The sequence below is a fragment of the Gallibacter intestinalis genome, assembly GCF_014982745.1.
Lineage (GTDB): Bacteria > Bacillota > Clostridia > Peptostreptococcales > Anaerovoracaceae > Gallibacter > Gallibacter intestinalis.
In genome coordinates, this window is record NZ_JADCKA010000004.1 from 78,408 (window position 1) to 96,645 (window position 18,238).

Consider the following 18,238-nt stretch of genomic DNA (forward strand, 5'->3'; position numbering starts at 1 on the left):
TCCTAATCGGTCAGCTTGAGGATGGCTTTCCTGAGCTTGTCCGTCATAATGCTTTCCACTACGGCGTCGCATACATCCGGCTGCTCGGCGATGAGGATGTCCTCGCCGCTGAATTCATCGGTGGTCAGCATATCGTAAGAGAAGTCGCCGTTGTCCGCAGAGCGTTCGTCCAGATATTTCTGTCGACGCTTTGCTCGGTAGAATTCTGCGTAATCCTCTTTGGATACCTCCATAAGCCTGCCGTAGAGAGGCAGGAACAGCTTGTCCGCATATAACGGGCAGATTTGCTCACGGCGACAGAATTCCTCATAGGTCAATTCCGTGTACCCGCCGTTTTCTATGATATAAACCGCTTTGGGTTGTTTTTTCAAGGTTATGTGCCTCCGTTCAATCGTTTTTGGTTGGTTTCAAAAACGATTGATACGGAGGGCTGCGGCAGCCGACAGAGCTGCCGGATTGCCGCTGTTTTAAGGCGTAAAGGCCGCAAAAAGTCAAGCCAAGTAAAATTCCCGTTTTTTCGGTGCTTTTATTGGCGCTTCTCGGATATTGTTTTGAATTCTGTCGACCGGGAAGGTCAAAAAAATATAGGTGTCTGTGTGTCTGCGCAAAGACAGTCTTTGCTATTTCAACACCTGTATCTTTCCTGTGTTATTTCTCATTTCCTACCTTGTCACCGAAGGACGGCGGAAACGCCGTTTCTTACGGCAAAATCCCATATTTTATGTTTTTCAAGCAACGACGCAAGGTACATCGGGTTCACCTCCTGTTCAAGATGGTTTTCTATAAAATAAGAACGACGGCATTTTCGGATTTCTAATGCCTTTAAGTAAATTTTTTGGCGAACTGCCTGTTTTCGCGCTGAAAGGAAACGGCATTTTGTCGAGAGAGTAAAGAAAAACGCTCAGCAAGTAATTTCTTGCTGAGCGTCTTAAAATCATGCTGGAGAGTGACTCCGGTTGTCTATTCTTTTTTCAGGAGACATATTTACCGTCACCGACCTTTATCTTTAACCTTTCAATTTTCAATCAGTTTGCGTGACTGCTTTTTGCGAAAGCGAGAAATGTTCACTTCCAGCATATATTCACATCGAGTTTTTTGAAAACGGGCAGTGACAGTCTTTCGGTCACTGCCCGCTTATCATAATGCTATTTCGGGTTTGTCAATGTTATTTAGTGATCCCTTTCTTTTTTCTCTTGTCTGTAACACCCAACACGGTCAGAACACCACCGCTGGCAAACAGCAGAGCGACCAACAGGAACATATCGCTGCTGTCCCCGGTCTGTGGGCTTTCTGTTTGCCCAGAAGGCTTGCCCTGCTGTTCGGGCTGTTCGCTGGTTTCAAACGGTGTGTTGGAACCAAGGATAGCATACTGGCTCAGATGGGTAGTCTCAAATACCAGGAAGTCTCCTTCCACCACTGCATCAAAGCGTTCCAGCGGGTCACCCAGATATACCGCCTGATAGTATTTGTAGCCCTTCAGGTGGTCGTTCATCGGGATTTTGACCGTCATGGGGTTGTCCTTGATTTCCAGAGCTTTACCGTCTTTTCTAACGCTGATGTCGTAAATGGACAGCAGGCCCGGCAGTTCTTCTTTCAGTTCCGGACGGCTTCCCAGCACGCTTTCCTGCGCGATGGTGTCAGCAAAAAGCTCCGCACCCTCTGGCACACCGTCGGTCAGGGAGATGGAAACGCCGGTTTCGGAAGCAGTCAGATCTTTGGCGCCAGTATCCTCACCAGGTTTTGTTCCAGGATCAGTGCCCGGATCGGTAGAAGTCCCGGACGGGGATACTTTGATCACATCATTGGTGCAGTAGTAGCTATACATGCCGGTCTTCTCAATGACTGTCTTATATCCCTCCGGATAGCCTTCCTTATCTGCGGTAATATCTTCCATGCCATCTACGGGGGTTACAACATTTGCCTCGTACCTTGCATCGGACGGCAGTTCCACCTTGTCAATTGCCTTATATAAGGTGTAATAAGGCGTACCTTCTCCTTCTTCATCATATTTTATATTGCCTGTGCCCCAATAAAAAGTTTCTTCGCCTTTTTTGAGAACTTTCATGGTTTTCGGACTGTCAATTTTTGCCTCAATAGTTTTTCCGTCAGCATCCTTTGTATATTCCGCCGGCCACTTGGTGCTTCCCTGGATTATTTTAACTTCAAGTGCGAGATATTCGTTTCCGCTTGGAAGACCGTTAACTTTCACCAGTTCGGCAATATCGGTTTGACCTTGCGAACCTATAGTTTCATCAGCTTCAAAAAAGTAAACGCCGTACAGCCTGCCATCATTTCCTTTGGTGGCAACCTGCCATGTCCTGGACTCATACGGGGCTTCTGTAATGACTGTTTCTGTCTGCTCATATTCCAATTCCACGCCGGAATCAGCTGTCAGAGCAAGCTTTGTTTCAAAATTTCCTGTGAACGGGATAGATTTAGACGTTGTTGAGATAAACTGTGCCGAATAAGTCGCCATATGCGGAGCATCGGGCATTTTATACGCCGTCACAGTAGCCTCCGAACCAACTTTGAGCGAGCCTTGTGTTCCCTCCGCCATAAACGCAATAGCGGCGCTGGAGGTTTTGTTCTCATTGATGGTCAGGGAGCCGTCTCCAATAATCTCCAGGTTGCCGCCCCAGCCGAAACCGTATACCACCAGCGAGGAGATGTGGTTGTCACCTACCAGCTTAAGCTTCAGGTCATCACCCATCTCGTTGGCGACAAGGATATTGGTCGGGTTGTTGTAGTTGGTCAGGGTAACGGTGTTGCTCGCCTTATCATAAACAGCACCTGATACATCGTCAATCTGGCCGCTGTTGGCAAAGAGCGTCTGATACCCATCCTCCGAATTACCGAGCCTGAGGTATGCAGAACTGTAGTCCCCGGACGAGGGGCCGTTCTCCGCAAACGCCGGCACAGCCATTCCAACAGCCATACAAAGCGTCAGCAGTCCTGCAAGAAGTTTGCGCTTTAGTTTCATGATTGATTTTTCTCCTTTCAAGATAACATTTATGTGAATACACGGGTTTGATCATTCTTTTTGGTGTGTCACCGCCTTTTTCTCTGTGTTCTATGCCATCCGTTCCCCGGCGCGCCGGTTCAGGCAGCCAGGGCGGAACGAATAACCTTCTTTGCCGCAGTTAAAGTTCTTTATGCTTTGGTGAAGACCAAAGCATAAAGAAGGGATATCCCTTCTGCAAAACAACGCTGGCTGCGCCGGGGCGGGCTGTGGTTTTTGCACGAAGCCCGCCCGCAGGCGCTTTTGCCGGTTTTGTTTATTACTCAGCCTTATTTCCCGGCCGCCGCCTTTTTCCGCCTGTAGAACAGCATCCCCAGCACGCCGCCGCAGGAGGCCATCATCAGGCTGATCCACAGCGCCATATCGCTGCTGTCCCCAGTCTGTGGGCTTTCTATTTGCTCAGAAGGCTTGCCCTGCTGTTCGGGTTTGGCTGGGTCGGTGGGGTCGGTCGGCTTTTCGCTGGTTTCAAACGGCGTGTTAGAACCAAGGATTGCGTACTGGCTCAAATGGTCGGTTTCAAACACGAGGAAGTCTCCTTCCACCACCGCGTCAAAGCGTTCCAATGGGTCGCCCAGATACACCGCCTGATAGTATTTGTAGCCTTTCAGGTGGTCGTTCAGCGGGATTTTCACCGTCATGGGATTGTCCTTGATTTCAAGGGTTTCCCCATTCTGGCGGACGCTGATGTCGTAAATGGACAGCAGGCCCGGCAGCTCCTCTTTCAGCTCCGGACGGCTTTCCAGTACGCTTTCCTGCGCGATAGTATCAGCGGAAAGGGTCGCGTCCTCCGGCACACCGTCGGTCAGGGAGATGGAAACGCTGGTGTCGGAAGCAGTCAAATCCTTAACGGTGGTACCGCTCTCAGCGCCTTTAGACTCCCACTTGGCATAGAGGTCAATCGGCGCATAGGGCGCGGCGCCGTAGGGCTCATCCTTCAAATCATTGTAAATGCTCAGATAGGTGATCGGCCCGTCGGTACAGGCTTCGTCCCTGTACCAGCCTGCAAACACCATATCGCCGTTTTCCGGCTTGGGACAGGTCGCTTCCACAAAAAAGTCATCCTGGCCGGAGAATTCCATTGACTGCGGCTTTATATACAAATGGTCGCTGCCGTCCTCCGCAAAGGTTCCGCCGTTGGCCCGCAGGATGACGGCGTATTTCGGATACTCTCCGGAAGGTGTTTTATTGGTCAGGTCATCTTTGTCTACAATCTCTGAATGAAATGCTGCAGTGATAACCACGCTTTTATTGCCGCTCTCGTCCGTCTCGATCGCGTTCCGGACGTCCTCCGCCGTGACGGAGCCTTTCAGCGCCTTATATCCGCCCTTTCCGTCCTTTACCATCCATGCGGCAAACGTATAATAGAAGCCGGCTCCTTCCGGACGATATTCTGGTCCGTCAGGAAGCGGAACAGTAAAGGAAGATGCGTCTGCGACCTCCACATCATAGTACAGATGCGCCATAGTGATGTCTGGTTCAATGCTGGAGATGCTTTTGTCCGCCGGATTGATATCGCCTTCAATGGTGGTATACACCGGCTCATCGCCTGGGTTTTCCACATGTCCGATGGTTCTTGTAGCATAGAACCGTCCGGCATCGGTATCGATATCACCGACATCGACCCAGCCCATTTGATAGTAGCCATATTCCGCGCCGCCGTAGTAGAAGCTGATGGTAAGGGGGTCTCCCGCCGCAAATGCCGGCACAGCCATTCCAACAGCCATACAAAGCGTCAGCAGTCCTGCAAGCAGTTTTCGCTTCAATTTCATAACTGATTTTTCTCCTTTCAAGATAAAATTCATGTGAATAAACGGTTTGATGATTCTCTTTAGGGTATCACCGCCTTTTTCTCTATATTTCTATGCCATCCGTTCCCCGGTGCGTCGGTTCAGGCAGCCAGGGCGGAACGAATAACCTTCTTTGTCGCAGTTAAAGTTCTTTATGCTTTGGTGAAGACCAAAGCATAAAGAAGGGATATCCCTTCTGCAAAACAACGCTGGCTACACCGGGGCGGGCTGTGGTTTTTGCACGAAGCCCGCCCGCAGGCGCTTTTGCCGGTTTTGTTTATTACTCAGCCTTATTTCCCGGCCGCCGCCTTTTTCCGCCTGTAGAACAGCATCCCCAGCACGCCGCCGCAGGAGGCCATCATCAGGCTGATCCACAGCGCCATATCGCTGCTGTCCCCAGTCTGTGGGCTTTCTGTTTGCCCAGAAGGCTTGCCCTGCTGTTCGGGCTTGGCTGGATCGGTTGGCTCAGTCGGGTCGGTAGGAGTGGTCGGGTCAGTAGGATCCGTTGGCTCAGTGGGTTCAACCGGCTCCAAAGAGGAACGAACCTGCACATATTTTTCGTTCTGATACTCTGTGCCGGCAGGATCGCCAATAATTTCCTCAGCCGCAGCAGAATCACCGGCCGCTACAACAGGATCGGTGTAGCCAGATAAGTCAGGTTTCCAGCGCATGGCGCCCTTTCCGCCGCTGGCAGTGACAACCGCTCCGTCGGAGATGGTGAAGTTCCCCTTCTGATCGCCGCCCAATTCACCAAAGATATCTTCCTTGCCAGCAAAGATACCATAGTGCTCGCCGCTTGCAGAAGAGGCATTTACTACGGTTCCGGCTCCGCTGACGATGACATCACCGCAGATGCCGTGATCGTTTACGGAAGAAATATTCACCTTCGCTCCGTTAATCGCCGTAAGGCCAGTATTAATGCCCGGAGTGCCGAAACTGGCATCCTGAGTTGCATTGTTCTTCGCATTCAGCGTCGCGCCGTCCACCGTCAGTCCGCCGATTGCTCTGACTGCGGCATATGGCTGATCCTGCTCGTCGCTGGAAAAGTCAACGGTAAGATCTACAGACGCCCCGTCTTCAATGGTAATGGTATTGTTGCCAAACAGGCCGAAATAGGTGCCGCTGGTGGTCAGGCTTCCGTTTCCTTTGACCGTCATAGCCCCGTGGGAATAAACCGCGGAGTGAGGGAAGTCCCCTTCTCCGGTAATCTGATTCTCACCTTTCAGCACAAGGGTAAAGTTCTCTTCCTGCGCCCATACAGCGCCGAAGCCGCTGGATGTCAGCTGGGCGTTATCCAGTGTCAAGGTGTTGGCCGCCGGATCATAGTACGCCGTGGCGCCGTCACCGTCGGCATCACCCAGAATGTCGCTGGCGTTGGCGCTGGTGACGGTGATGCCGTTCACCTTTACCGCATACGTCTGTACCCCGGATGTTTCTACTTCAGCCTTGCACACCGTACAAACCCCGTTTGCTATCTGATGCACTCCGTACTGGTCTTTTTCGGCGCAGCCCTCTGCCGTGCAGGCTTTCCAGTGATGTGTGCCGTCGCTGGTCCAGTCTTCCGCCCAGACATGCTCGTGCTGCTCTTTGTATACCAGCCTGAGATCGTAATATTTATCCACCACCTCATGTACCACTACCACAGGTCTTCCCTCAGTGTTTATAGACTCTATTGTTCTCGATGAATAAATGCTCTCAAGCTCCGTTTTGACCATCAGGTTATCCCTGGTGACATTCGCCAGCTCAGGAACCGTTGCCTTATTCTTCTCGAAATACTGATAGAGCAGTTCCGTTACTGCCTGTTTCTCATTCTCACTCGTGGTACCATCAGGCTTTATGACATCCGGATTCCCTGTGGCCGTTATGCCCTCATGGTGCAGCTTATTCTCGCTGCCTGGCAGCCCCACATCGACCACTCCCGTATAATGCTTATTGACGGACGTTTTAACGGAGACATCGTAGTACGTTTTATACGATGCTGAGCTCGAACTGCTCCAGCCAGTCCAGTCCGTCACATAGTAGCCCGATAGATTGTCCGGGTCGCCGGTGCCGGAGACGCCCTCTCTCGCTTTTACCTCTACCTCGTAGGTAGGATTGATAACGCCTTCTGCATTTCCTGTGTTTGTAAAGGTGCAGGTGGTCTCCCGCTGAACCGTCTTTGTCTCTACCTTTGTCTTTTCTCCGGCAGTGCCGTCAAAGTGTCCGTAAAGGGTCACTTCATACTCAAAGATATCCAGCCCGCCGGTGGTTTCCGGCTTATCCCAGCTGGCTTTTAAGCCGGTTTCTGTCAGTTCCAGCTTCAGATTTGTTGGCGCAGCCGGTACACCCGCCGCAAAAGCGGTCATTGGCAGCATTCCCAACACCATGCACAGGGAAAGCAGCAACGCCGTCAGTTTCTTTTTTGCTTGCATTTGGTTTCTCCTCCTTGTCAAATAAGATTGCTTATCCTTTGGTAGATACCAAAGGATAGAAGGGATATCCCTTCTTGAAAAAGATACCGGCTGCGCCGGGGCGGGCTGTGGATTTTGCACGAAGCCCGCCCGCAGGCGCTTTTGCCGGTTTTGTTTATTACTCAGCCTTATTTCCCGGCCGCCGCCTTTTTCCGCCTGTAGAACAGCATTCCCAGCACGCCGCCGCAGGAAGCCAGCATCAGGCCAATCCACAGCGCCATATCGCTGCTGTCCCCGGTCTGTGGGCTTTCGGTTGTATCGTCTGTTTTGTCCGGCTTATCCTGTGGCGGATCCGTTGGTGCAGCTGGAGTTTCGTCCGGTTTGGAAGGTTCCGGCTTTGTTTCGCCAGTCGGCGCTAAAACCGTCTGCTCCTTTGTGATAACTTCCGTCAAACCTGCGTCCTTAAAATACGTATCGCACTGCGGGCAGTACCAGTATTCGATATTGCCCGGCTCGGTTGCAGTGGGGGCTTTCCCATCAACCTTTTCCGCTTTGTGTCCGATTTGCACCTTATCCTCAGGCCAGCCGTTTGCCTCCGTGTAGCCGTCAGCTCCGCAAGGCACATGAATGGCGGTGAGGGCGGCGCACTCGTCGAATACCCCATCGCCGCCTAACTCGGGAGCCGTTCTGCCCTCAAAAGTGATACTCTCCAGTTTGTCACATTCCCAAAACGCGCTCTCCCCAATCGTTGTCACGCCGGCCGGAATCGTTATATCGGTCAATCCCATACAACAACAAAAAGCGCTTTCCCTGATTGAAGAAAGCTGGCTTCCCTCCTCAAAGGTCACGCTTGTCAAATCACTGCAAAAATAAAAAGCCATGATTCCAATGGAGGTTACGCCTGCCGGAATTTCTATACTCGTCAGCTTGCCGCAGCCGAAGAATGTACCGCTCTTAATTTCGGTGAGCTTGCTATCTTTTTCAAAGGTTACGCCGCTAAGATTGAAGCACTCCTCAAACGCTTCCATTCCAATCGTTGTCACTCCGGCAGGAATATTTATGTTTTCCAAACCGCTTTCGTAAAACGCGTACTTGCCGATGCCGGTTACGCCGTCAGGGATTTCAATGCTCGTCAAAGACCATGTCATGTAAAACGCAGAGTCCCCAATGGAAGAAAGTCGGCTTCCCTCCGCAAAAGTCACGCTGCTCAGGCTTTTGCAATTGTAGAAAGCCTTTACTCCGATAGAGGTTACGCTGTCTGGAATCGCTACGCTCGTCAAGGTATTATTATGAGAGAACGCAGCCTTCCCAATAGCAGTGACCGGCTTTCCCTCTATCTCGTTCGGAATTACGACGCTCGCTTCGTTTCCTGTATATCCGGTTATCGTCACGCTTTCGCCGTTGATTTCATATGTGAAATCGTCATATGTTAAATCATCGGCTGTGGTTCCTCCCGCCGCAAACACGGTCATGGGCAGCATTCCCAACACCATGCACAGGGAAAGCAGCAACGCCGTCAGTTTCTTTTTTGCTTGCATTTGGTTTCTCCTCCTTGTCAAATAAGATTGCTTATCCTTTGGTAGATATCAAAGGATAGAAGGGATATCCCTTCTTGAAAAGGATACCGGCTGCGCCGGGGCGGGCTGTGGTTTTTGCACGAAGCCCGCCCGCAGGCGCTTTTGCCGGTTTTGTTTTATCTCTCAGCCTTATTTCCCGGCCGCCGCCTTTTTCCGCCTGTAGAACAGCATCCCCAGCACGCCGCCGCAGGAGGCCATCATCAGGCCGATCCACAGCGCCATATCGCTGCCGTCCCCAGTCTGGGGGCTTTCTGTTTGCTCAGAAGGTTTGCCCGGCTGTTCAGGCTTGGCTGGATCGGTTGGGTCAGTTGGGTTGGTCGGGTCAGTTGGGTCAGTTGGGTCGGTCGGAGTGGTCGGATCAGTCGGCTCATCCGGATCTGTGGGATCCGTTACAGGTTTGTAATCAGGGTCAGCCGTGCCGCAGACGGTGCATTTGCCGTCTTTGTAGCTGTGACCGACGGCGAACTCCATCGTCTCATCGTAAACATACTCCCATACGCCCGGCATATCGATCATAGCCCTTACCGGTATCGTTCCTTCGCCGCTTGACGGATCTACGGTTATGACCATGCTCTTCGTTTCTTCGTTCCAATCCACCTCCTTAATCACGCCCGGGGAGTGGAACACTACCCATGGCGCACGTCCGCCTTCCGGCGTGATGAACTTGAGCTCAAAGCTTTCCCCCGGGCAGAACCGGGTCTTTTCCGGGAGCTGAACGCCAACCTGTACGATCTTCTCTTCCGGCCAGAGATTTGCCGCCGTATAACCGGAAGCCCCGTAAGGCACATAAATAGCGGTGAGGGCGGTGCACTCTTCGAATACCCTCTCATTCTTTAACTCGGGAGCCGTTCTGCCTGCAAAGATAATATTTTTCAGCTTGGAGCAATCCCTAAATGCAGAACTCCCAATGTGTTCGACGTTTTTCGGGATTTTGATGCTCGTCAGGCTGCTGCAACGATAGAATGCAATCCCGTCAATGAAAGTAAGGCTATCCGGGAGAGTTACTCTCGTCAAAGCGGTACATTCATTGAACGCACTCCAGCCAATAGAAGTCACGCCATCCGGGATGTCTATGCTCTCTAAACTTTCACATACGGAGAATGTACTCTCTTCAATGGAGGTGATGCCCTCGGGAAGCGTTACGCTCGCCAAATTATCACACATAAAGAAAGCACCCTGCTCAATTTTGGTGACGCCGGACGGGATGTCTATGCCCGTCAGGGCGGTGCAGTTCGAGAATGAGGAATTCCCGATGGTGGTAAGCTTGCTTCCCTCCTCAAAGGTTACGCTCTCTAAGTTTGCGCACCTATAGAACGCATAACCTTCGATTGAAGGAACGGACGCCGGGATTTCTATGCTCGTTAAGCCGCTTCCGCTGAACGCCCACATATCAATGGTAGTGAGACTGCTTCCCTTCTCAAAAGTTACGCTGCTCAGGTTTTTGCAATCGATGAACGCAGACGACCCTATCGAGACAACGCTTGCCGGAATTGTTACGTTCGTCAAGGTATTATTTTCATCGAACGCCCTATATCCGATGGCTGTGACCGGCTTGCCCTCTATTTCGGACGGGATTGTAACGTTCTCTTCGCTTCCTGTGTACCCGGTTATCGTCACGCTTTCGCCGTTGATTTCATATGTGAAATCGCCATATGTTAAATCATCGGCTGTGGTTCCTCCCGCCGCAAACACGGTCATGGGCAGCATTCCCAACACCATGCACAGGGAAAGCAGCAGCGCCGTCAGTTTCCTTTTTGCTTGCATTTGGTTTCTCCTCCTTGTCAAACGAGATTGCTTATCCTTTGGTATCCACCAAAGGATAGAAGGGATATCCCTTCTTGAAAAAATACCGGCTGCGCCGGGGCGGGCTGTGGGTTTTGCACGAAGCCCGCCCGCAGGCGCTTTTGCCGGTTTTGTTTTATCTCTCAGCCTTATTTCCCGGCCGCCGCCTTTTTCCGCCTGTAGAGCAGCATTCCCAGCACGCCGCCGCAGGAAGCCAGCATCAGGCCGATCCACAGCGCCATATCGCTGCTGTCCCCGGTCTGTGGGATGCCGGTGTCGCCGGAAGGATCCTGCTGACCCTGCGAATCGGATGAATCGGTCGGATCAGTCGAATCGGTTGGCTCTCCGGTTCCCGCTGCAGGGATGGCTTCAGTCTGCACATATTCACAGACCGCACAGCCGCGCTCTCTGGAACCTTCTTCGGTCTCGGTGGCCTCTTTGGTTACTTTCCAATCGCCGTAGATATGGTTTGCCACATTCAGCCTTTCGCCGCAGGAGCATTCCTGCCAGTGCTGGGTTTTGTCATATTTCCACGTTTCATCATGGATGCCGTGCTCATGCCCGATCTCCGGGATGATTTCAACCTGCACATATTCACAGACCGTGCAGTCACGCTCTCTGGAACCCGCTTCAGTCTCGGTGGCCTCTTTGGTTACTTTCCAATCGCCGTAGGTATGGTTTGCCACATTGAGCTTTTCACCGCAGGAGCATTCCTGCCAGTGCTGGGTTTCGTCATATTTCCATGCTTCATCGTGAACATCGTGCGTATGAACCGGCAGCGTCTCTGTCTGCGTATATTTGCAGATGGAGCAGGTGCGTTCTCTGGAACCTGTTTCGGTTGTGGTAGGCTCCTTTGTTATCGTCCAATTATCGAAGGAGTGGTCGGCTATATCAAACTTTTCCCCGCAGGAACACAATCTCCAATGCTGGGCGTCGTCCTTTTCCCATTTGTTGTTATGACTGTGTTTATGAACCGGCAAGGTTTCTCTATCCTTGTAGTTACAAGTGGAGCAGGTGCGCTCTCTGGAACCTGTTTCGGTTGTGGTAGGCTCCTTTGTTATCGTCCAATCACCGAAAGTATGGTTGCCCACTTCAGTTTTCTCGCCGCAGCGGCATTCCTTCCAGTGCTGGGTTTTATCTTTCTGCCAGTCGCCGTAGCTGTGCTCATGTTCAAGCATTGGAATGGTTTCGGTCTGCACATAGTCGCAGACCGTGCAGTCACGCTCTCTGGAACCAGCCTCGGTCTCGGTGGCCGGCTTCGTCACTCTCCATTCGCCGTAGGCATGGTTTGCCACATTCAGCTTTTCACCACAGGAACACTCCTGCCAGTGATTAGTATCATCATATTTCCATGCTTTATCGTGAACATCGTGCGTATGGACCGGAATCGTCTCTTCCTGCGTATATTCGCAGACGGAGCAGGTGCGTTCTTTTAAACCCTCCTCCGTTGTGGTGGCAGGCTTGGTTTCCGTCCAGTCGCCGAAAGTATGGTTGGCTACAGTATCTTGATTAACTTCTTTGCAGTAGTAGCATACCTTCCAGTGTGTAGTCGAACCGCTACTCCAGTCGTCGGTATAGTAATGTTGGTGTTCCATGTATCTATCAATCTGCTTATAGCCGCAGGTAAGGCACTGCCTTTCACATACGTCATACTTCGTATTTACATCATAATAGATCAGCTCCCATTCGCCGAAGTTATGGGGGCTCTCTTCAGATTTCTCTCCGCAGCTGCATTCTTTCCAATGCTGGGTTCCATTATTTTTCCAGCCGCCGAAGCTGTGTTCATGGGGGGGGGAGTAGGCCCCTCTCCGCCGCCGGAGCCTTCAAGTGTAGCCCAGTCACCCCATTCTCCTGGGCTGGTAACGTATTCGTTGGGAAACTCTCCGACAATGATGCAGCTTCTCGCCCTTATTTCAACTGTGTAATTTTCGCGAGCCTCCGTCATCAGGCTGCCATTAAACAGATGATATCTCTGTACTGTCAAATCGGGACCGTCAATTATTGTCTCGCCGAGCTTCAACCGAAGCTCGTATTGATACTGGCCGCCGCCCGAGGGCGCGTCCCACTGTACCATGCTTTTAGGGCTCTCTGCCCATCGTATGTTTTGGGGCATACCTGCGCCTGCCGCAAACACGGCGATGGGCACCATTGCCACTACCATGCATAAGGACAGCAGCAGCGCGAGCAAACTCTTTTTTCGAAGCATCTTCATTCCCTCCTTTACAAGTAGAATCAGTTTTTGGTATTTCCGCCGTCCGGTTCGGACGGATCCTTTCCTCCGGCTGGCGGGTTATCCTGTGCCTTCCGCTTTTTCCTGTATAAGAATACAAGCAGCAGCGCCAGCAGGACAGCCACCGGTATCGCGGCCAACAGAACGATGTAGACGGCGTTTCCATCCTTGGTTTTTTGCTGTTCTTACTGTAGCGCCTTTTTCGGGATTTGTGCAGGTCGCTTTAGCGCCAATTTCCCAAAAATTATGTGGCGCACCTGCGCCAATCTGTTTTTTGTGTGAAAATTCCAAAACACCTTGATTGTGCAAAAGGGATTGCCGATCATGACAGGCGGCCTGCTACGTCCTGTAAACTTAATATGTATGCAAGGTTCAGGCCGTACCATCTCATTGGCGCCATCGGTGGGTTCCTCACTGCCCTCACCGCCATTATTAGCTTGGCAGTTTCCACATCGTACTACTTTCTTTGGCGCGTTCAGCGCTACCCGTGACAGCCTCATCAAAGTAGGCAGCCTGATCGCGGGGATAGGTCTTGGCTTTAATATCTTGATCTCAATTCTCCAGATGGCGGGTGTGTATGTTTTTGTTCTGGCTCTTCTTGGGGCTCTCGTTATGATGGCAGGGGTTGTGATCGCCTGTATCAAATTCATCATGCTCTTCCAGAGAGACGCTTTTGTCGTGGTGTTCTGCGTGTTTATTTTCCTGGGGCTTCTGCTGTCTTTATTCTGGACGTGGGCAAGCCTGATAAGCGGCGCTGGGCTGGGTGCCCTGCTGATTTATTTTTACGTCCACAATATCACCTACTAGACAGCTTCTCTCATTCAGGATATTTCCTTGTTTACCGCGGCTGCACCGTGTGGCTGCGGTAAAATGGCATGTGCGGGCGCAAAAAACCGGTAGTTCCCGGATGCGGAACGTAGCTCCAAAAATATACGGTTTTATCCAGGAGAATCCCTGGTTTAGGTCAAACAGGAAGGATTGTATATTCCGCAAAACGTCAGCGAAAAAAGTCTCTAACCGACCGAAATCGTTGAAAATCCATGCCGTTTATAGTATAATAATCTATAATTGTACCATTGCGGAGAAAGGGGGTGGAATGGGACGTATGGTAATAATAAAGAAAAGCTTCACAAATCCAAAATCCATTTATGCGATTCTGCTGCTTGGTATTTTTACTTTTCTATTTCTTGGCGCCGAGTACCTATATGTGAATATGATCTCGCTTACGGCAGGGGAAGAAAAAACGGTGATTGCGCAAAACTACGCGTTAGGAATAAGCGTTGTCGGTTTTTTGCTCTATCCGCTGTTTCATCGCTTTTTGAAAAGGCGGGTACAAATCGTTGGACTTTTTATCCTTGCACTAGCAGCGGCAGTATGCAATTTTTTGGTTCAAAAACATGTTTCTTATTCGTCCACTCTGCTCTCCGGAATGGCATTGTTCCTGTTTCTGGGGATATTGGGAAGCGCGGCCCACTACCTGTTTTTCAAACTGGCGAAGGATCGCACCCATCTGGCGCGTATGGTTGGTATCTCCTATGCCCTTGGGATCTTCCTGCAGTTTCTAAATAACAATCTTGTGGATCTGGAAACTGCGGAAGCCTTGATACTTTCACTCTTTGCCCTTGTAGCGTTAGCGCTGTTGCTGAAGGCAGAAAGGCTTTGCCGCCAGGAAAATGCAGAAGCGGAAGAACTCCCGTCTCCCGCCATAGAGGAGGATGGGAAGGGAACCCGAAAGAAGATCGCCGCCGGCGGACTCCTTGCACTGCTTGTCATCCTGATGGCATGTATCTTCAGTACGCTGGACAACGCGGTCACCATGCATCATACAGCAGGCACTGACATCGGGCAATGGCCGCGGCTTTTGCTGGCGGTAAGCGGCCTTTCTGCCGGCTTTCTTTTTGATATCCGAAAGCGGAAATTTATGGCCATGATGATGTACTACGTCATGCTGATGTCCGTCATCTGTTTGGTAGTACTCAAGCTGGGCGGCCCGTTTTTGATCGGCCTGATCGTATTTTATCTTTCGGCTGGATTTTTCGTGGTATTCTTCACCACCAGCTTTCTGGATTTTGCCCGCCATATGCCCACGCCAGCGCTGTGGGCCGGTATGGGGCGCGCCATGAATAACGTGAGCGCCGCTTTGCTTACCAACGCCTCTGTAGCGCTGCTTGTTTCTGACAGCAATGGCATGGCATCCATCATTCTGGCACTGGTCCTGTTTGTGGCCGTCAGCGTAGTCATCTATCTTTATACAGCCTGGATGCCGGTTTCATCCGGCACCCCCAAGGATATCCCGACAGACCTGGACCCTCAGGAAGCGTTCCGTCTTTTGTCGGAGCTGTTTATCCTTACGCCCAAGGAAACCGAAGTATTTGACAAGCTGGTCAATTCAGAGGAAAGTATTCAGGAGATCGCAGATGGACTGTATCTATCCCGGCGAACCTGTCAGCGGCATATCGCGGCGATCTATGAGAAAGCAGGTGTAAAATCACGCATGGGATTGTACCAGCTCTACATAGAAAAACAGCGCAGGCCATGACAGTCAGAAAGGGATTCGGATGAAGAGGATTAAAATTACCGTTTTGCTGATTTTATTGTGCGTACTGGCGGGGTGTTCCCCAAAAGACACATCGCTTCGGGCCTATTGCACCGAAAGCCAGCAGGAATTTCTGGATCAGTCGCTGGAAGAGCTGCCGGTCGCGCTTACCTATCATCACAACGATAACATCCTGGGACGCTACGAAACGACGGATGAAGAAATCATCTCCGAAATCCTGCAGGCATTACGGGAAACGACCATTGTATCCAAAGCTTTCAGCGGCTCTACAGACAGCCGGATCCTGGAGTTTGAGACAGCGGATGGGGATACCTGCCTCTTCTGGTTTGATGAAAACCGGTTCCATGGCGCCGGCGGAACATCCTATGTGCTTTCCGGCGACGAGGAGATTTGGGATCTGGCGCGGAAAATCCAAGAAACATATCCAGAGTACAGGGAAGCGATGGAGTAAAAAAGGCACATCGCAAAACCAGGCATTCCTTACTTGTATCCAGCTAAGGCTGTGCAAGCAGGGAATGCCTGGTTTATTTATACCCATTTTTCAAACGCAAGGGACTCGGATTTAGCCTCATTTATACTCTTCCCCTTCCACAATGGGCATTGTGATGTTTTCCATGGCTTCTCGCATTTTGGGGTGCCGGATAACAAAATGAATCGCCGGCGTTTTTTCCTTGGACACGATCGCCCAGCTTCCCTCATGGATAAGAATTTGGATATGGCGGAACGCAGGAGATTTGTTTTCCTCAATATGGTAGTTTTTATGCATCTGAGAAAAGCGCTTCATCATCTCCAGATGTTCCCGATATTGCTCATAGGTGTAGACGATATCCTCTTCATAAAAAGCGCCAGCCAAGGATAGCGTCATGGGGTATTGGGCAAACTCATCTTTTGAAAAGTTGGGATACGCTTCAAAGATGGAGTCGTGGGATAGAATTTCTTCCGTCAATTCCCTTTGAAAAGCAATATGTTCCATGATCCTGATCTGGTTTTTCTCCGAAACACGATTGTCCCTCAAAACCTGAAAGACAAGCTCATCGTCGGCCGTGTAGAGCGGCAGGGATGACAGGATTGACCGCCTTGTACCTTCTGTTTTTGCATCAAGCTTTAAAAAGGCATCCGCCGTAAATTTTGAGGATCGGACAGCTTGCGCTGCCCCTTTCGGATACGGGACAGGTACGAAGGATCGTAGCTCAAAAAACGCGCAAGATCGGATACGCTGACGGACAATGTCTTCAGCAGGGTATCAAAATTCAATCTGAGTTTTTCTATCTCGATACCAGGCCCCTGTGCCTGCTCGGAGAGCGCCTGCCGAACCGCTTCCTCTTCCATCTCCCGAATTTTCTTTTCCGCTGCTTTCACGCCAACCGGAATGACCGTCTGGTAAACCTTGACCATCCTCCCATAATTCTGCCGGATACTTTCTGCGGTCACACGGGCCAGATTTGTCCTCATATCCGCAAGTGTTAAAAGCACTCCGTCTACCTTCAGCGCCGGATTGATCTGCCTTTGTACCTTCCCGATTGTTTTCATAAGCTGTGTCATTCCCTTTGCCGGAAAATACTGAGCCTGTACCGGAACAATTACACTATCTGACGCCGCCAGTGCTTTGATTGTCAGCATACCCAAACTCGGCATACAGTCAATCAACACATAATCATATCCGTTTTTCACTTCATTCAGATAGTTTTTCAGCGTCAGTTCCCGGCTCATGGCATTGACAAGCATAACTTCCAGTCCTGCAAGTTCAATGTTAGACGGGATCAGATCAACGCCTTCCTCATGGTGTAAAATCCCGGCGTGGCTATCCATTTCCCGGTCAGCCACAATGCCCTCTAACTGTGTGGCAAGCGTCACAGAAAGATTATCCTGCTCCGGCCACCCTAATGAAGTGGTCAGATCGCCCTGTGGATCAGCGTCTACCAGAAGGACCTTTTTCCCTTCTCTGGCAAGTCCGATCCCTAAGTTGACAGTCGTGGTGGTTTTCCCCGTTCCGCCTTTCTGGTTGGCAATCGCAATTACTTTGCAATTCGCCATAACGGTTCCCTCCTTTCCTGAAAATTTAATAGCCATCTTCCCGTGTAGGGAAATGACTATGTATAAAAATAGGCATGAAAAAACCGGATGATTTTCGCAAATTGAAAACCTTCCGGCTATGTAATATTCCCGCATTTTAAACGGGAATTTCCTGTTCTTCTGTTTCTATCCTCTTATCCTCTATCACATCATAAAAATCAAAAATAAATTCCGACACAAAAGATTCCTGCAGTTCTTCCGATTTTTCCAACTGTGCAATCTCCTGCGGATATTCCATACCGGAAATTCCAAACAATCCTCTTATCATATGGAACGCCTCGCTGATTCTGTCTGTATCCACCAATGCAGTTATGGCGAAATAAACATCATCCATATTCTCAATCCTCTGGCTGTTGGAAAACAGTTTGTCGATCAGGGGCAAGGTATAGGCTCCGGAGATCAGATTAACAGCATTGTTCACATTACTAGCGGATTTTCTCATTTTTTTCATAAATAATTCCTCTCTTTCTCTTTTGGCAGGCAGCCATATATTTATAGAACGCCAAAAAGCCGCCTGCTCTCAGTTAAAAGAACAAACGGCTTTCTGCACATTTCTATCTCTTTATTCATTTTTACTCATTGCAATTTTAGTTCCAAAATAGTACCACGGAGCATATGATAAGCCGGGAAACCCAGTGTTTATGCGGTCTCCCGGCTCCCTGTTTACTATTCGAATTCGACAAAGCCTAATCAATTTTGTTTAGAGATTATTCTCTGTCGTATTCGTGGTGCTTTTGAATATTTGATGTATCCATATTATCCTGCCTATATGGGCTAATGTTATCAATTTGTTATCGGGGTTGATAACACTGGCTCTGAAACT

Annotated in this window: 14 protein-coding genes; 3 read left to right on the forward strand and 11 right to left on the reverse strand. The window is 50.4% G+C overall.

What is annotated here, in order from left to right; translation table 11 throughout:
• Positions 1 to 2 precede the first annotated feature (2 nt).
• The 8 genes from INF20_RS03660 to INF20_RS03695 all read right to left on the reverse strand — a co-directional run bounded on the left by INF20_RS03660 (position 3) and on the right by INF20_RS03695 (position 12,761).
• A complete protein-coding gene (locus INF20_RS03660) occupies positions 3 to 371 on the reverse strand; it encodes a hypothetical protein (protein ID WP_083582569.1) in 369 nt (122 codons plus the stop codon).
• 794 nt (positions 372 to 1,165) lie between these two features.
• Complete coding sequence (locus INF20_RS03665; protein WP_226385041.1) at positions 1,166 to 2,980, reverse strand: sortase B protein-sorting domain-containing protein; 1,815 nt, start codon at positions 2,978 to 2,980, stop codon at positions 1,166 to 1,168.
• Positions 2,981 to 3,288: 308 nt separating this feature from the next.
• Positions 3,289 to 4,788: a hypothetical protein gene (locus INF20_RS03670; protein ID WP_226385042.1), complete on the reverse strand. Its 1,500-nt coding sequence runs from the start codon at positions 4,786 to 4,788 to the stop codon at positions 3,289 to 3,291.
• A 308-nt stretch (positions 4,789 to 5,096) separates the two neighbouring features.
• The gene (locus INF20_RS03675; protein ID WP_226385043.1) at positions 5,097 to 7,217 is read right to left on the reverse strand and encodes a carbohydrate-binding domain-containing protein; all 2,121 of its coding nucleotides are present in this window, start codon (positions 7,215 to 7,217) and stop codon (positions 5,097 to 5,099) included.
• Between the two features lie 167 nt (positions 7,218 to 7,384).
• Positions 7,385 to 8,734, reverse strand: a complete 1,350-nt coding sequence (locus tag INF20_RS03680) for a leucine-rich repeat protein (RefSeq protein WP_226385044.1) — start codon at positions 8,732 to 8,734, stop codon at positions 7,385 to 7,387.
• 168 nt (positions 8,735 to 8,902) lie between these two features.
• Positions 8,903 to 10,537, reverse strand: coding sequence for a leucine-rich repeat domain-containing protein (locus tag INF20_RS03685; protein WP_226385045.1), 1,635 nt, complete (start codon positions 10,535 to 10,537; stop codon positions 8,903 to 8,905).
• Positions 10,538 to 10,704: 167 nt separating this feature from the next.
• Complete coding sequence (locus tag INF20_RS03690) at positions 10,705 to 12,150, reverse strand: LPXTG cell wall anchor domain-containing protein (RefSeq protein ID WP_226385046.1); 1,446 nt, start codon at positions 12,148 to 12,150, stop codon at positions 10,705 to 10,707.
• 80 nt (positions 12,151 to 12,230) lie between these two features.
• Positions 12,231 to 12,761 (reverse strand): hypothetical protein, encoded by a 531-nt coding sequence (locus INF20_RS03695; protein WP_226385047.1) that lies wholly within the window; start codon positions 12,759 to 12,761, stop codon positions 12,231 to 12,233.
• Positions 12,762 to 13,109: 348 nt separating this feature from the next.
• On the opposite strand from INF20_RS03695, the gene INF20_RS03700 reads away from it, so the two are divergent.
• From INF20_RS03700 to INF20_RS03710, 3 genes are all read left to right on the forward strand, one after another.
• Positions 13,110 to 13,592: a hypothetical protein gene (locus INF20_RS03700; protein ID WP_226385048.1), complete on the forward strand. Its 483-nt coding sequence runs from the start codon at positions 13,110 to 13,112 to the stop codon at positions 13,590 to 13,592.
• 289 nt (positions 13,593 to 13,881) lie between these two features.
• On the forward strand, positions 13,882 to 15,324 hold the full coding sequence (locus tag INF20_RS03705; protein WP_226385049.1) for a response regulator transcription factor: 1,443 nt from the start codon (positions 13,882 to 13,884) through the stop codon (positions 15,322 to 15,324).
• Positions 15,325 to 15,343: 19 nt separating this feature from the next.
• Positions 15,344 to 15,793 carry a hypothetical protein gene (locus INF20_RS03710; protein WP_076779351.1) on the forward strand — a complete coding sequence of 150 codons (450 nt, stop codon included), beginning with the start codon at positions 15,344 to 15,346 and terminating at the stop codon, positions 15,791 to 15,793.
• A gap of 117 nt (positions 15,794 to 15,910) precedes the next feature.
• Here the strand turns inward: INF20_RS03710 and INF20_RS03715 are convergent, their stop codons facing one another.
• From INF20_RS03715 to INF20_RS03725, 3 genes are all read right to left on the reverse strand, one after another.
• The gene (locus tag INF20_RS03715; RefSeq protein WP_076779353.1) at positions 15,911 to 16,315 is read right to left on the reverse strand and encodes a hypothetical protein; all 405 of its coding nucleotides are present in this window, start codon (positions 16,313 to 16,315) and stop codon (positions 15,911 to 15,913) included.
• A gap of 131 nt (positions 16,316 to 16,446) precedes the next feature.
• Positions 16,447 to 17,376 carry a ParA family protein gene (locus INF20_RS03720; RefSeq protein ID WP_318959501.1) on the reverse strand — a complete coding sequence of 310 codons (930 nt, stop codon included), beginning with the start codon at positions 17,374 to 17,376 and terminating at the stop codon, positions 16,447 to 16,449.
• Between the two features lie 136 nt (positions 17,377 to 17,512).
• Positions 17,513 to 17,866, reverse strand: coding sequence for a hypothetical protein (locus tag INF20_RS03725; protein WP_076779364.1), 354 nt, complete (start codon positions 17,864 to 17,866; stop codon positions 17,513 to 17,515).
• Positions 17,867 to 18,238 lie beyond the last annotated feature (372 nt).

Coding starts and splice junctions, on each gene's coding strand:
- INF20_RS03690 (WP_226385046.1), bottom strand. CDS start 12,150: ATGGAACACCAACATTACTATACCGACGACTGGAGTAGCGGTTCGACT.
- INF20_RS03685 (WP_226385045.1), bottom strand. CDS start 10,537: ATGCAAGCAAAAAGGAAACTGACGGCGCTGCTGCTTTCCCTGTGCATG.
- INF20_RS03715 (WP_076779353.1), bottom strand. CDS start 16,315: ATGGAACATATTGCTTTTCAAAGGGAATTGACGGAAGAAATTCTATCC.
- INF20_RS03705 (WP_226385049.1), top strand. CDS start 13,882: ATGGGACGTATGGTAATAATAAAGAAAAGCTTCACAAATCCAAAATCC.
- INF20_RS03675 (WP_226385043.1), bottom strand. CDS start 7,217: ATGCAAGCAAAAAAGAAACTGACGGCGTTGCTGCTTTCCCTGTGCATG.
- INF20_RS03725 (WP_076779364.1), bottom strand. CDS start 17,866: ATGAAAAAAATGAGAAAATCCGCTAGTAATGTGAACAATGCTGTTAAT.
- INF20_RS03720 (WP_318959501.1), bottom strand. CDS start 17,376: ATGGCGAATTGCAAAGTAATTGCGATTGCCAACCAGAAAGGCGGAACG.
- INF20_RS03695 (WP_226385047.1), bottom strand. CDS start 12,761: ATGCTTCGAAAAAAGAGTTTGCTCGCGCTGCTGCTGTCCTTATGCATG.
- INF20_RS03665 (WP_226385041.1), bottom strand. CDS start 2,980: ATGAAACTAAAGCGCAAACTTCTTGCAGGACTGCTGACGCTTTGTATG.
- INF20_RS03680 (WP_226385044.1), bottom strand. CDS start 8,734: ATGCAAGCAAAAAAGAAACTGACGGCGTTGCTGCTTTCCCTGTGCATG.
- INF20_RS03670 (WP_226385042.1), bottom strand. CDS start 4,788: ATGAAATTGAAGCGAAAACTGCTTGCAGGACTGCTGACGCTTTGTATG.
- INF20_RS03700 (WP_226385048.1), top strand. CDS start 13,110: ATGACAGGCGGCCTGCTACGTCCTGTAAACTTAATATGTATGCAAGGT.
- INF20_RS03710 (WP_076779351.1), top strand. CDS start 15,344: ATGAAGAGGATTAAAATTACCGTTTTGCTGATTTTATTGTGCGTACTG.